The organism is Bacillus sp. SIMBA_005 (assembly GCF_046535585.1).
Classification (GTDB): domain Bacteria; phylum Bacillota; class Bacilli; order Bacillales; family Bacillaceae; genus Bacillus; species Bacillus pumilus.
Genome location: NZ_JAWRWI010001022.1, coordinates 1 through 242 on the forward strand (window position 1 = coordinate 1; position 242 = coordinate 242).

1 protein-coding gene is annotated in these 242 nt (G+C 37.2%); it reads right to left on the reverse strand.

The window, feature by feature from the left end; translation table 11 throughout:
• Positions 1-242 (reverse strand): hypothetical protein (locus tag SB660_RS23205; RefSeq protein ID WP_410584902.1); only part of this gene is annotated, 242 nt, incomplete at both ends.

A 242-nucleotide genomic window follows, 5' to 3' on the forward strand; every position in this document is an offset into this window, starting at 1 on the left:
TGTTGTTACTTCTGGTACTGTTGTTACTTGTGGTACTGTTGTTACTTGTGGTACTGTTGTTACTTCTGGTACTGTTGTTACTTGTGGTGTTGTTGTTACTTCTCGTGCTATCGGTGTTGCTGGTTCAGCTTTAATAAAAAACACTTCGTTTTCGCCAATATTACTTGCTTCAAGAGCTGCCAGCAGTTTAGTAATATCAAATGTTTCTCCATATCTATTTACTACCCACTCGACAAATTTAT